6 protein-coding genes and 1 pseudogene are annotated in these 13666 nt (G+C 64.3%); 3 read left to right on the forward strand and 4 right to left on the reverse strand.

Annotated features, from left to right (window positions below):
• Window positions 1–5: 5 nt before the first annotated feature.
• The 4 genes from PSEMO_RS06440 to PSEMO_RS06455 form a co-directional block, all read right to left on the reverse strand.
• Window positions 6–1325 carry an LLM class flavin-dependent oxidoreductase gene (locus tag PSEMO_RS06440; protein WP_075802313.1) on the reverse strand — a complete coding sequence of 440 codons (1320 nt, stop codon included), beginning with the start codon at window positions 1323–1325 and terminating at the stop codon, window positions 6–8.
• A gap of 50 nt (window positions 1326–1375) precedes the next feature.
• A complete protein-coding gene (locus PSEMO_RS06445; protein ID WP_075802314.1) occupies window positions 1376–3814 on the reverse strand; it encodes a TonB-dependent receptor plug domain-containing protein in 2439 nt (812 codons plus the stop codon).
• A gap of 161 nt (window positions 3815–3975) precedes the next feature.
• Window positions 3976–4962: an ABC transporter substrate-binding protein gene (locus PSEMO_RS06450; RefSeq protein ID WP_075802315.1), complete on the reverse strand. Its 987-nt coding sequence runs from the start codon at window positions 4960–4962 to the stop codon at window positions 3976–3978.
• 3 nt (window positions 4963–4965) lie between these two features.
• Window positions 4966–5757, reverse strand: coding sequence for a class II aldolase/adducin family protein (locus PSEMO_RS06455; protein WP_075802316.1), 792 nt, complete (start codon window positions 5755–5757; stop codon window positions 4966–4968).
• 442 nt (window positions 5758–6199) lie between these two features.
• Here PSEMO_RS06455 and PSEMO_RS34170 point away from each other — a divergent pair.
• From PSEMO_RS34170 to PSEMO_RS06470, 3 genes and pseudogenes are all read left to right on the forward strand, one after another.
• A pseudogene (locus tag PSEMO_RS34170) lies at window positions 6200–6709 on the forward strand (OprD family outer membrane porin); the annotation flags it as partial.
• Window positions 6710–6804: 95 nt separating this feature from the next.
• Window positions 6805–7407 carry an OprD family outer membrane porin gene (locus PSEMO_RS34175; protein WP_075802318.1) on the forward strand — a complete coding sequence of 201 codons (603 nt, stop codon included), beginning with the start codon at window positions 6805–6807 and terminating at the stop codon, window positions 7405–7407.
• On the forward strand, window positions 7346–13666 hold the full coding sequence (locus tag PSEMO_RS06470) for a YDG domain-containing protein (RefSeq protein WP_081430209.1): 6321 nt from the start codon (window positions 7346–7348) through the stop codon (window positions 13664–13666). Before PSEMO_RS34175 ends, PSEMO_RS06470 begins: the two co-directional genes overlap by 62 nt.

Raw genomic sequence — 13666 nt, forward strand, 5'->3', positions numbered from 1 at the left:
GCTCCTTAGAAGAACCGGTTTTTGCGATAGGGCAGGCCGAGGTTTTCCCGCAGCGTGGTGCCGGCGTATTCGCGCTGGAACAGGCCACGGCGTTGCAGCTCGGGGACCACGCCGTCGACGAAGTCATCGATGGCCGAGTGCAGGCCGCTGAACATGATGTTGAAACCGTCGGCGGCACCGGCTTCATGCCAGGCCTGCAAGTCGTCGGCGATGCTTTCGGGGGTGCCGATGAGGATGCGATGACCACCGGAGGTGAGCTGGTTGAACAACTGGCGCACCGTCGGGCGCTCGCGGCGGATCAGGTCGAAGATCAGCTTCTGCCGGCTCTGGTGGGTGTTGGTGGTGAACGTCTCGGGTGGCAGCGGCACCACCTCGTCGAAGGGCAGCTCGGAGAGGTCGTAGCCGAGGCTGACGAACTTCGAGATGGAACTGAGGAAGGCCTTGGGCTCCAGCAATTCCTGCTGCCGGTCGTACTTGGCCTGGGCTTCGGCGAGGGTCTTGCCGACTACGGGAGAGACGCCAGGCAGTATTTTCAACGCGTTCGCGCCACGCCCGAAGCCGGCCGCCGCCGTCTTGGTCTCCGCATAGAACGCCCGGCCCTGCTCGATGGTGTGCTGGGCGGTGAAGATCAGCTCGCCAACCCGCGCCGCGAGACGTTTCCCGGCTACCGAAGCACCGGCCTGGGCCACCACCGGATGACCCTGCGGCGAGCGCGAGACGTTGAGCGGGCCACGCACCTGGAAGTGCTCGCCCTGGTGATCCAGCACATGCAGCTTGTCGATATCCAGCCAGGTGCCGCTGGCCTTGTCCTGGACGAAGGCGTCGTCGGCCCAGCTGTCCCACAGGCCGCTGACCACGTCGTAGAACTCCTCGGCGCGGGCATAGCGGTCGTCATGCTCGACATGCTCCTGGCGGTTGAAGTTCTCGCCGCCGCCGAGGGAGGTGACCAGGTTCCAGCCGGCGCGGCCGCCGCTCAGGTGGTCCAGGGCCGCGTACTTGCGCGCCACGTTGTAGGGCTCGTTGTAGGTGCTGCTGGCGGTGGCGATCAGGCCGATATGGCGGGTGCTGGCGGCCAGCGCCGGGGCCAGGATCAGCGGGTCCCAGCGCACGCTGTTGGGCCCGCGTTGCAGGGCCAGGTCGAGCTTGACGTCGAGGGTGTCGTTGAAGAACAGCGAGTGGAAGCGCCCGGCCTCCAGCTTGCGGGCGATGTACTGGTAGTGCTCGAGGCTGCGGAAGGTGTCCAGCGGTGCCTCCGGCAGGCGCCAGGCGCTGCCGCTGAGGGTCCCGGGAATAAAGGCGCCGAGTACGAACTGGCCTTGGCTCATGAAGGTTCTCCTGGCGCCCGCCGAACAGCGCGGGCGCTTGTTCGGTGGGGTCAGAAGTTGTAGGCGATGCGGGTGTACCAGAAGCCGCCGTACGGGTCGAAGGGCGAGATCGAGCCGAATTTCGGGAAGCCGTTGACGTCGCCGGCCGGGAAGGCGTTGTTATCGGCGCGCACGTCGAACAGGTTGTTGGCGCCCACGGCGACGTCGAAGTTGTCGGTGACCGCATAGGCCACTTCCAGGTCGGTCAGCCATTTGGCGCCGTAGGTCACGTCATAGTTGGGGTTGGCGTCGCGGGCCACGACCTTGTCGTAGCGGGTCACTGCAGCATTCACGGTGAAGCGCTCGATCTGCCAGTTGGCGCTGAGGATCAGCTTGGTCTTGGGGTTGGCCACGGTCAGGTAGCCCTGGGCGACCCGGTCGAACAGTTCCAGGTTGTTGCCGGCGGCCTTGAGCGAGGCCGGGGTTTGCTTGATGTCGTCGATCTCGGTCTTGTTGTAGTTGGCGCCGATACCGTATTTCACCCGGCCGAACTGGCCATAGTCGACCCGGTAGTCGGCCACCAGGTCGACGCCGCGGGTGGTGGTGTCGGCGGCGTTGGTGAAGTACTTGATGCGGTAGCCGGGCTTGTAGCCGTTGTCGGCGAGGATCTGGTCGACGCCATTGCCGTAGAGGAAGCCGGTCAGGGCGATGCGGTCGCGGATCTCGATCTGGTAGGCATCCAGGGTCACGCTGGCCTGGGCCAGTGGCTGCCAGGTCAGGCCGAGGCTGATATTGCGCGACTTCTCCGGGCTCAGGTCCTCGGCGCCGAGGGCCCTGGCCAGGGCCGAATCGACCCGGGCGGTCTTGGCCTCGACGAACTGCGAGACGCCATTGACCGTGGTGTACTGGTTGGCGGTCTGGGCGTAGATCGACTGGGACAGCGACGGCGCGCGGAAACCATTGCTCAGCGTGCCGCGCACGGCGAAGGTCGGGGTGAAGTCATAGCGCGCGGTGAGCTTGCCGCTGCGGGTGTTGCCACTGCTGTCGTCGTATTTTTCGAAGCGTGCGGCGGCGCCCAGGTAGAGCTTCTCGGTAGGGTTGATGCCCAGGTCGACATAGCTGGCGTAGCTGTTGCGGCTGGCCTGGCCTTCGTCTTCCGGGGTCAGGGTGATCGCGCCCTGGGCCCCCACCGAGCCGGGCTGCCCGGCCAGCGGACCGCTGGGGTAGATATAGCCGCCGTTGATCCACGAGAGCGGGTCGTCCGACTCGGTCTTGTAGCGCTCATGACGGTGTTCCAGGCCCCAGGAGACTTGCAGCGGCTTGCTCAGGCCGACCTCGAAGGCGCGGGTCAGGTCGAGGTTGTTGGTCCACTGGTCGAAGGTGTTGCTGTAGGTATCGAAGTGGGTCGGGCTACTTGGGCCCAGGGAGGCGTTGAGGGTTTCGTCGGCCCCGGCCTGGCTCTTGGCGCGGCCGAAGGTGGAGCTGAGGTCCCAGTGCCAGTCGGCGATCTGGCCCTTGCCGCCGGCAGCAGCCTGGTAGTCGGTTTCCTTGAGGGTATAGAAGGGCGCGGTGCCGTCCGGGTAGATCTCCGGAATGATGTTGGTGGAGTTGGGCCGCCGGTAGTTCTGTCCGCCCTTGGCGTCGCGCTGGCTAATGGTGGAGAAGGAATACAGGGTCAGGTCGTCGCTGACCGGCAGCTCGGCGTTGTACGACAGGTTGATCGCCTTGATCTTCGGCAGGCCGTTCTTCTGCACTTCGCGATCGGCGGTGGCGTTGCGCGGGTCGCCGGCGAAATACAGGTTGCCGGTGGCCTCGCGGGAGCGGGTCGCGGTCTGTACCGACTTGGCGTCCAGGGCATAGTTGAAGAAGCCGCCGTTATCACCGAGGACCAGGCCCTGGTTGAGGGTCTGGCGCAGGTTGCCGCCGTCGCCGTCCTCGTAGTACTGGCCATATTGGGTGCTGGCCGAGCCACCGTTGTCGTGCTGCTTGAGGATGATATTGATCACCCCGGCGATGGCATCGGAGCCGTACTGCGCCGAGGCGCCGTCGCGCAGGACCTCGATATGGTCGATGGCGCTGACCGGGATCATGTCCAGGTCCACCGGGTTGGTGCCGTAGGCGGCGGTGGAGTCGAGGTTGATCACCGAGCTGTTGTGGCGGCGCTTGCCGTTGACCAGCACCAGCACGTTGGAGCCGTTCAGGCCGCGCAGGCTGTAGGGGCGGGCGACGCTGTCGTTGGAGGTGCCGGAGGGGCGCTGGGAGAAGGACGGCAGGGTCTTCTGCAGGGCTTCGCGCAGGCTGCTGGAGCCGGTCTGTTCGAGCTGCTTGCTGTCGATCACATCGATCGGTGCCGGGCTGCTGGTGACGGTGCGCACTTCGCTGCCGCGCGAGCCGGTGACGATCACCGTGCCGAGCGCGGTATCGCTGTCGGCGGCCAGCGCCAGGGGGCTGAGCAGGTAGCCGGCGAACAGCGCCGGGGCCATGGACAAAGGGGTGAGTACGGACTTCATGACGGTTCCTAAGGGTTCGATTGGCAGTCAGGCCCTGGATGTGCGATCGAACGGGCTCTCATAGGTTGTTTCAGGTTTTCCAGGCATGGCCGGGCCCGCGGGAGGTCCATTGCTCCCGTGGTGTGGCGTGCCTGTGTCTCGTCCGGCGCGCGCCGGTACGCTTATGCCGCGGCGGATCCCTGGCCGCTGAGCAAGGAAGTGAAGCGCCGGTCCCAGAACTCGCGGACCGTCAGCGGCTGGCGCAGCAGACCGCTGTCGTGGAACAGGTCGGCGATGCGCTGCTGCGCGGCGATGTCCTCATCGCTCACCGGTAGCAGGCGGCACGGGTGCTGGCGCTGGTTGAACTGTTGCAGGTAAAGCTCGCGGGAGATCCCGGTCAGGGCTTCGTTGCGCGCGGCCCAGGCCTCGGGGTGGCGTTCCACCCAGTCCCAGGTGGCGCGCTCGCGCTCCAGGAAGTCGGCGATCTGTGCCTGCTTGCCCGGTTGTGCGAGCACCTTGGCGCTGGTGGCGATCAGGTAGTTGCCGCACTGGTAGCGGCTTGCGTCGGCCAGCCACTCACCGTCCATTTGCGTCAGCGCCTGCAGGGCCCCGATCCCGCCCGCGACGATGGCGTCGAGATGACCGTTCTGGAAGGCGATCAGCGCATCCCGCGCCGGCATTGGCCGGGCCTGGATATCGGCAAGGGTCAGGCCGGTGTCGCGCAGCAGGTTGAGCACCAGGTAGTGGGTGTCGGTGGCGCGCACGAAGCTGATGCGCTTGCCCTTCAGGTCGGCGATCGAGCGGATGCCGCTGCCGCGCTTGACGATCAGGCCACTGCGGTTCTGCTCGCCCTGGTAACTGGCGATCAGCACCAGCGGATTGCCGGCGGCGCTGGCGAACAGGGGCAGCACCGGGCTCATGAAGGCGTAGTCCAGGCTGGCACTGGCGAAGGCTTCGAGGACCATGGCTCCGCCCGGAATATCCACCCATTCCACGGGGTAGGGCGTGGCGGCCTGGCCGGCATCGCCGAGAAAGCTGGCGGCCTGGCCCTTGTAGCGCCACACCCGCAGCGCTTGCGCAGTGCTCGCCAGTGCCGGTGCCATGCCCGCCGCCAGGCCGAGCAGGGCGCTGTGGCTGAGGAAGCGGCGGCGGTGGAGGTCGATGTTCATGGCTCAGTCCAGCAGGTCGGGTTGTTGCTGGACGATGCGGTCCCACAGCGGCAGGAAGTTCAGCCAGCCGAACAGCTCGCGCTGGGCCGGGTTGAAGCTGTCCTCGCCCAGTTCCGGAACCCGTGGCTGGCCGGCGGAGTACGCCAGCAGATGGGCGCGGGCGGTGTCATCGGCGAGGATAAAGCGCCACGCCGCACTCTCCACCGTCTGCCCGGTGGTCCACAGGCCGTGGTTCTGCCAGACCAGCAGGTTGTTGTCGGCGAAGGTCTCGACGAAGGCGTGGGCCACCAGGTCGCGATCGTTGGTGTGCAGGGCGTGACGGTCGAACAGCACCTGCTCACCGACAAAGGCCGAGGACTCGGCGGTGATTGGCTGGAACAGCTGGCCCAGGGACGACCAGACCCGGCCATGAAACCCGTGCAGATGGGCAATGCCGACCACCTCCGGACGGGCTTTCTGCAACTCGTAGTGCAGTTCCAGGGCGCTGGTATTGAGCAGGCCATCGCCTTCCACTACTTCCCCCTGGCCGTTAACCCGCAGCAGATGGCTGGTGCGGATCTGCGAGAACGGCACGCCCAGTGGGTTGATCCAGTAATGCTCGGTCTCGATCGGGTCGCGGGCGGTGAAATGCCCGGCCAGGCCGACCTCGAAGCCCAGTTCGGCGAACAGGCGGTAGGACGCGGCGAGACGTTGCTTGCGGTGCAGGCGTTCGGCGTGGAGATTGGCGTGGGTGGTCGGGGCGCTCAGTTGCAGGCGATGGTTGTGGTTCGGCAGGCGGGTAATGCTGTGGCTCATCGGGGCGTACTCGCAGGTGGATGAATCGGGCGCCTCCACCGTGCGAGGGGTCGGGTCTGGAGGGACTGTAACAAGGGGGGAGGGAGGGGCAGAAATACTGTTTTGATCTATTTTTATTATTATTTTTAGGAATTAAAAATTGATTGAATATTTAAGTATTGCATTTTGCTCGAGGGCCTCATCGCCGGCAACGCCGGCTCCCACAGGTATCGTGTACACCGCTGACCTTGTGGGAGCCGGCGTTGCCGGCGATGCGCCGCGCGGGCGGCGCTCGATCTAAAGGGCGCTAGAGAAGTCGTGCCAAGCACCTGTCAGCCCTGATGCGATCTACTGACGGGCTTTCTCGCCTCAAAAGATGTGTAGATACCCATGCAGCGATAGGGCCCTGATAAACAACATAAACAGAAAAGGTCGGACTCCGATCCGGCCCAACGGACCAGCCATGCACAACAAAAACAAGATCCTGCCTGCTCTTACCCTGCTGCCCCTGTCCCTCCAGGTCCATGCCGCCGGCTTCCTGGACGACAGCCAGGCCACCCTGAAGGCCCAGAATTTCTACCTCAACCGCGACTTCCGCGAAGATGCCGGGATCTCCAAGCGCGAGGAATGGGCCCAGGGTTTCATCCTCGATTTCCGCTCCGGCTACACCCTGGGCACCCTGGGCTTCGGCGGCGATGCCATCGGCATGCTCCGCCTCAAGCTCGACTCCTCGGCCGGTCGCAGCGGTACCGGTCTGCTGCCGGTAGGCGACGACGGCCGGGTGTCCGACGAGTACAGCAAATTCGGCGTCGCCGGCAAGGTTCGCCTGTCGAAGACCGAGCTGAAGATCGGCACCCAGTTGCTCAAGTACCCGACCATCGCTTCCAGCACCGGGCGCATCCTGCCGCAGACCTTCCAGGGCGGCGTGCTGACCTCGAAGGAACTGGACAACCTGACCTTCACCTACGCCCAGATCAACCGCACCACCAAACGCGACTACTCCCACAGCGAGGCCTGGTCAACAAGAACCGGCGCTTCAGCGGCACCCCGGAGGCTGACGACTTCCGCATGGGCGGCGTGGATTACGCGCTCAGTCCGGACCTGGTGCTCAGCTACCAGTATGGCGAGCTGGACCAGGTCTACGGCCAGCATTACCTCGGCCTGCTTGGCAGCCGCAAGGTCGGGCCGGGCAAGCTGGCCCTGGATGCGCGCTATTTCATCAGTGATGACACCGGCCAGGCGCGGGCGGGCAGGGTGGATAACCGCACACTCAATGTGCTGCTCAGGGCGACAAGGACGCGGCTGATGCTGGTCTGGCAGCTCGCCTGCGCCAGGCTCGCAAGCCACGGCAGCAGGACCAGCAGCAGGCTCAGGACAACAAGCCGCATGGGCGGCAGGCAATCCGTGGCAGTAAGTGGAAGATGCGCGAATTCGACACGCGATAGTGGCCTTCGACCATCGCCAGAATCAGGTATAGCGCTGCCACGCCCCGGTGTGAAATTACCTAGTTTCAGTGATAGCCAGTGGCCAATACCTTCACGTCCAATAGCGTTTTGCCAGGCCTGCTGGTCAGCACGCGCCTGCGCCTTGATCGCTAAAGGGAGCCCCCATGAACCGCACTTATGCCCTCGTCTGGAACCCAAACCTCGGCGACTGGAGCGTTGCCGATGAACATGCCCGGCGACGGGGCAAGGGCGCTGGCGCAGTGCTGGCGGCGATCCTGCTGCTGCCGGCACTGGCCAATGCTGCCGATCTACCGACTGGCGGCCAGGTGACGGCGGGGCAGGGGCAGATCGGCTTGCCGGCGAATAACCAGATGGTTATCGACCAGGCCAGCAACAAGCTCGCCATCGACTGGCAGAGCTTCGATATCGCCGCCGGCAACAAGGTGACCTTCAACCAGCCCGGCCGCGATTCGGTTGCGCTGAACCGGGTTCTGGGCGCCGATGGCTCGAAGATCATGGGCCAGCTCGATGCCAATGGCCGGGTGTTCATCGTCAACCCCAACGGCGTACTGTTCGGCAAGGACGCCCAGGTCAATGTCGGCGGCCTGGTGGCCTCGACCCTGGACATCAGCAACCGCGACTTCGAGGCCGGCAACTACGCGTTCAAGGGCAACGGCAAGAACGCTGCGGTGGTCAACAACGGCAAGATCAGCGCCACCGATGGCGGCAGCGTCGCCCTGCTCGGCGGCACGGTCAGCAACAACGGGGTGATCGTCGCCAACCAGGGCAGCGTGGCCCTGGCGGCGGGCAATGCGGTGACCCTGGACTTTGCCGGCGACGGTCTGCTCAACGTGCAGGTGGACGAGGCGGTGGTCGATGCGCTGGTGGAAAACCACCAGCTGATCAAGGCCGATGGCGGCCAGGTATTGCTCACTGCCAATGCCGGTGACGTGCTGATCAACACCGTGGTCAACAACACCGGCACCATCGAAGCGCAGACGGTTGGCGAGAAGAACGGCAAGATCGTCCTGCTTGGCAGCTTCGATGGCGGCAGCGTACAGGTGGCCGGCACCCTCGACGCCAGTGCGGCGAGCGGCGGCAACGGCGGTTTTGTCGAAACCTCGGGTGCTCACGTCAAGGTGGCGGACAGCGCCAAGGTCACCACCCTGGCCCAGAATGGCAAGACCGGTACCTGGCTGATCGACCCTACCGACTTCACCGTCAGCGCGGGCGGTACAGCCAAGACTGACAGTGGCATGGGCGCCGACACGCTCTCCATCAACCTGGCGAGCACCGACGTCACCCTGCAAACCGTCGCCACCAATACCGGCGCCGAACCGGGCGATATCCACGTCAACGCCGCCGTGACTTGGAATGCGGGCACCCCGCTCACTCTCAGCGCCCATAACAACATCAATATCAACGCCGCCATTACTGCCCGGCACGCCAATGGCAAGGTCGCGCTGAAGTACGGCCAGGCCAGCATCAGTGGTGGCACGGCGGACTACAACCTCAAGGCGCCGATCAATCTGCAAAGCGGGCTGAACTTCAGCACGCAGAAAGGCCTGGCCGGCAACACGTTCACCTACAACGTGGTCAACGATGCCCAGGCGCTGCAAGCCATAAACGACAACCGACACGGCAACTACGCCGTGGGTAGCTATATCGACCTGGGCAGCATCAGTAACTGGGTGCCGGTGGGGACCTGGAATGAAGCGTTCGTTGGCCGACTGGTCGGGTTGGGTCATACCCTCTCCAACCTCACTATCGACCGTAGCGGGACCGACAATGTCGGTCTGGTCGGTTACGCCGACAGCGGCAGCGTGATCCGCGATATTGGCCTGGTCGGTGGTAGCGTCACAGGCGGGAACACAGTTGGTGGGCTGATCGGAGTCAACCAGGCAACAGTCAGCAACGTCTTTAGCACTGCCACAGTCAATGGCCAGGCGGGCGTCGGAGGGCTGGTCGGGATCAACGACGGCCCCATCACCAACGCCTATGCCGCTGGCAGCGTCACGGGTCAAAATTCCGTCGGAGGGCTGGTCGGGGTCAACAGGGGCATCATCAACAACGCCTATGCCACTGGCAACGTCACGGGCCAGGTAGAGGTCGGCGGGCTGGTCGGAAGCAACGAAATGACCGTCAGGTTCGCCTATGCCACCGGTCTAGTCCAGTCGGGAGATGTTTTCTTCGGTGGTCTGGTCGGAAGCAACACCGTCTTCGGCTTTGTAGGCGAGTCCAACTGGGACAGCGACAGCACTGGCAGCGCCAAACCCAACTTTTCCGACTTCTTCAATGGCGTAAACGTGAGCGCCGTCACCTCCAGCAACCGCTACAACCACAGCAGCTATGGCAACCTTGGCACCTGGAGCCTCGTCGCCGGCACTGGCAACGTCTACACCACAGGTGCGAATGGCTGGATCATGATCGAGGGCCAGACGCGCCCCTTCCTCGCCAGCGAATACAGCACCAGCGTCGGCAACGACCACCAGTTGCAATTGATGGCCTACAGCCTCGGTGCCAGCTACACCCTGGCACGCGATATCGATGCCAGCGCTACCGCGGGCAGCAATGCCAGCGGCATGTGGAGCACGGCAGGCTTCGTTTCGGTGGGCGACACCGGCAACCGTTTCACCGGGCAATTGGACGGCGGCAGCCATGCCGTGACAGGGCTCACCATCAACCGCACGGGCACCGACTCCGTCGGCCTGTTTGGCTACACCAACGTCGGGAGTGTGATTCGCAATATCGGTCTGGTGGGCGCCACTGTCGTGGGCAATAACGACGTCGGCGGCCTGGTTGGCAGAAGTTACAGCGCCCTCAGTAATGTCTATGTCACGGGCAGCGTGACGGGCAATAGCAACGTCGGCGGTTTGGTGGGTAGCAGTGGCGGGCTGATCAATAGTGCTTATGCCGCTGTCGCGGTGAACGGCAACTCTAGTGTTGGCGGCCTGGCTGGCTACAGCGAGCAAAACGTAATCAACACCTATGCCTCCGGCAACGTGACAGGAGGCGCCTATGTTGGCGGTCTGATCGGCTTCAATGGCGCCCGGATCGATGACTCATTCGCAACCGGTAGCGTGAGTGGCACTGGTGCACTCGGTGGTCTGGCTGGACTGAACAATGGCGGCGGCGTCGTGGCGCGCAGCTTCTACGCCACCACCGACGCCAATGGCGCGGAAATCAACAACGGCGGCGCCAATACGGGATTATTCAGCGGCAACTCGCTCGGCACTGGAAAAAACCGGAATCAGCTGACCCAGGCTTCCACCTTCACTGGCTGGAGCATCGCCACTACCGGCGGTTCGAACGCTGCCTGGCGAATCTATGACGGCTATTCTGGCCCGCTGCTGCGCAGTCTTCTCAAGTCAGTGACTGTCACGGTCGACGATGTTACCGGCAAGACTTATGACGGCACGAGCGGCACGGTCGCAGGGGTAAGCCACAGCCTCTCCGACAGCAGTGCCAACCTGCAGGGCAGCGCCAGCTACTCCAGTGTTTCCACGCGCAATGCAGGCACTTATGGCCTGGGGCTGACCGGTTTGTATTCCGATCAGCAGGGCTATGACATCGAGGTTGTCGAGGGCAGCTATGTCATCGGCAAGGCCAGCATCAGTGCCGTGACCGGTATTACCGCGCAAAACCGCACTTATGACGGCACTACCGATGTCAGCCTCAACACGGGTAGCGCCGGCTTCACCGGTCGTTTCGGCAATGACACGTTGAGCGTGACCTCGGCCAGCGCTGCCTTTGCCGACAAGAGCGCTGGTGACGGCAAGACGGTCGACATCACCGGAATCGTCCTCGGCGGTGCCGATGCCGGTAACTACACCCTGGCTGACAACACCGCCAGCACAACCGCCGATATCGCCAAGGCCAGCATCAGTGGCGTGACCGGAATCACCGCGCAGAACCGCACTTATGACGGCACCACCGATGCCACTGTGAACACCGGCGCCGCCGCGTTCACTGGTCGTTTCGGCAATGACGAACTGAGCGTGGCCTCGGCCAGCGGCGCCTTTACCGACAAGAACGCCGGCGACGGCAAGACCGTCAACATCGACAATATCGTCCTCGGCGGTGCCGATGCCGGTAACTACACCCTGGCTGACAGCACCGCCAGCACGACCGCCGATATCGCCAAGGCCAGCATCAGTGGCGTGACCGGCATCACCGCGCAGAACCGCACCTACGACGGCACCACCGCTGCAGGACTGAACACCGGCGCTGCCGCGTTCACCGGTCGTTTCGGCAATGACGAGTTGAGCGTGAGCTCGGCCAGTGGCACCTTCGCCGACAAGAACGCCGGCAACGGCAAGGCGGTCGATATCACCGGAATCGTCCTGGGCGGCGCCGACGCCGGCAACTACACGCTGGCTGACAACACCGCCACCAGCAGCGCCGATATCGCGAAGGCCAGCATCAGTGGCGTAACTGGCATCACCGCACAGAACCGTACTTATGACGGCACCGCCGATACCACGTTGAACACCGGCGCCGCCGCGTTCACCGGTCGTTTCGGCAACGACGAGCTGAGCGTGGCCTCGGCCAGCGGTGCCTTTACCGACAAGAACGCCGGCGACGGCAAGACCGTCAACATCGACAATGTCGTCCTCGGCGGTGCCGATGCCGGTAACTACACCCTGGCTGACAGCACCGCCAGCACGACCGCCGATATCGCCAAGGCCAGCATCAGTGGCGTGACTGGAATCACCGCGCAGAACCGCACCTACGACGGCACCACCGCTGCAGGACTGAACACCGGAACCGCCGCGTTCACCGGTCGTTTCGGCAACGACGAGCTGAGCGTGACCTCGGCCGGCGGTGCCTTTATCGACAAGAACGCTGGCGACGGCAAGACCGTCAACATCGACAATATCGTCCTCGGTGGTGCCGATGCCGGCAACTACTCCCTGGCTGACAGCACCGCCAGCACGACCGCCGATATCGCCAAGGCCAGCATCAGTGGCGTGACCGGCATCACCGCGCAGAACCGCACCTACGACGGCACCACTGCTGCTGGACTGAACACCGGCGCTGCCGCGTTCACTGGTCGTTTCGGCAACGACGAGCTGAGCGTGGCCTCGGCCAGCGGTGCCTTTACCGACAAGAACGCTGGCGACGGCAAGACCGTCAACATCGACAATATCGTCCTCGGTGGTGCCGATGCCGGTAACTACACCCTGGCCGACAACACCGCCAGCACGACCGCCGATATCGCCAAGGCCAGCATCAGTGGTGTGACCGGCATCACCGCGCAGAACCGCACCTACGACGGCACCACTGCTGCTGGACTGAACACCGGCGCCGCCGCGTTCACTGGTCGTTTCGGCAATGACGAGTTGAGCGTGGCCTCGGCCAGCGGTGCCTTTACCGACAAGAACGCTGGCGACGGCAAGACCGTCAACATCGACAATATCGTCCTCGGTGGTGCCGATGCCGGTAACTACACCCTGGCCGACAACACCGCCACCAGCAGCGCCGATATCGCCAAGGCCAGCATCAGTGGTGTGACCGGCATCACCGCGCAGAACCGCACCTACGACGGCACCACCGCTGCTGGACTGAACACCGGCGCTGCCGCGTTCACTGGTCGTTTCGGCAATGACGAGTTGAGCGTGAGCTCGGCCAGTGGCACTTTCGCCGACAAGAACGCCGGCAACGGCAAGACGGTCGATATCACCGGAATCGTCCTGGGCGGTGCCGATGCCGGTAACTACACCCTGGCCGACAACACCGCCACCAGCAGCGCCGATATCGCCAAGGCCAGCATCAGTGGCGTGACCGGAATCACCGCGCAGAACCGCACTTATGACGGCACCACCGATGCCACTGTGAACACCGGCGCCGCCGCGTTCACCGGTCGTTTCGGCAACGACGAGCTGAGCGTGGCCTCGGCTAGCGGCGCCTTCGCCGACAAGAATGCCGGCGCCGCCAAATCGGTCGCCATTATCGGGATCACCCTCGGCGGTGCCGATGCCGGCAACTACGTCCTGGCCAGCGATACCAGCAGCACCCAGGCCGCTATCGCCAGGGCGGCACTGACCATTGCCGCCGATGACGCTGCCAAGATTGCCGGGCAGAGCATCGTCCTGAACGGCTACAGCAGCCGCGGCCTGGTCGCCGGCGACAGCGTGGCGTCGGTCAGCCTCGCCAGCAGCGGCGAAGCGGCCAGTGCCGCCGCCGGCTCCCACGCCATCGTGGCCAGCGCTGCCACCGGTGCTGACTTAAGCAACTACACCATTCGGTACGAGAACGGCATCTTGTTCGTGCTCCCTGCACTGAGCGAGCCGAGCCTGCCGGTGATGGGTCAGGATTACCTCGGCGTACAGGCCTCCAACGGCCAGATCGTATCGAGCCAGGCCACACAAGAGGCTAGCGAACCTCAGGGCCTGAGCCACGACCTGCTGATCACCAACCCGTCCGACGAGCGCCTCAACCTGCACGTCGTCAACCAAGGCATCCGCCTGCCAGAAGGAATCTGA

The organism is Pseudomonas putida, assembly GCF_001941965.1.
GTDB classification, from domain to species: domain Bacteria; phylum Pseudomonadota; class Gammaproteobacteria; order Pseudomonadales; family Pseudomonadaceae; genus Aquipseudomonas; species Aquipseudomonas putida_L.

What these genes read in the sequence shown, in the direction of transcription:
- PSEMO_RS06440 (WP_075802313.1), bottom strand. Translation starts at nt 1,325, where the DNA reads ATGAGCCAAGGCCAGTTCGTACTCGGCGCCTTTATTCCCGGGACCCTC.
- PSEMO_RS06445 (WP_075802314.1), bottom strand. Translation starts at nt 3,814, where the DNA reads ATGAAGTCCGTACTCACCCCTTTGTCCATGGCCCCGGCGCTGTTCGCC.
- PSEMO_RS06450 (WP_075802315.1), bottom strand. Translation starts at nt 4,962, where the DNA reads ATGAACATCGACCTCCACCGCCGCCGCTTCCTCAGCCACAGCGCCCTG.
- PSEMO_RS06455 (WP_075802316.1), bottom strand. Translation starts at nt 5,757, where the DNA reads ATGAGCCACAGCATTACCCGCCTGCCGAACCACAACCATCGCCTGCAA.
- PSEMO_RS34175 (WP_075802318.1), top strand. Translation starts at nt 6,805, where the DNA reads ATGGGCGGCGTGGATTACGCGCTCAGTCCGGACCTGGTGCTCAGCTAC.
- PSEMO_RS06470 (WP_081430209.1), top strand. Translation starts at nt 7,346, where the DNA reads ATGAACCGCACTTATGCCCTCGTCTGGAACCCAAACCTCGGCGACTGG.